The organism is Psychrobacter sp. 16-MNA-CIBAN-0192, from assembly GCF_040309565.1.
Classification (GTDB): domain Bacteria; phylum Pseudomonadota; class Gammaproteobacteria; order Pseudomonadales; family Moraxellaceae; genus Psychrobacter.
The window spans coordinates 1-229 of the sequence record NZ_JBEOOX010000803.1; the positions used below are offsets into that span (position 1 = coordinate 1).

The 229-nt window shown below is 66.4% G+C and carries 1 protein-coding gene; it reads right to left on the bottom strand.

The window, feature by feature from the left end; translation table 11 throughout:
- The coding region (locus tag AAEY78_RS15285; RefSeq protein ID WP_352340398.1) for a hypothetical protein at nt 1-215 on the bottom strand (215 nt) is incomplete at its 3' end.
- Nucleotides 216-229 lie beyond the last annotated feature (14 nt).

Below are 229 nucleotides of genomic sequence, written 5' to 3' on the forward strand. Positions count from 1 at the left end.
GTGCCTTCCTGGAAGTCGGCGGTGGCATAGCCGGCGCCGGCGAACAGGCGCCAGTCTTCGTCGATGGGCGGCGTGTAGATCACGCTTTCGATGCCCCAGTCTCGGCTGCCGGAGACGGCGCCGGCGTCGTTGTTATTGCCGCCACCGTAGCTTTTGCCGGTGTAGGCCTCGACACGCAGCTCGGCCATGTCGTGCACATCGCGCAGGCGGCTCAAGCGTTGCACCTGAC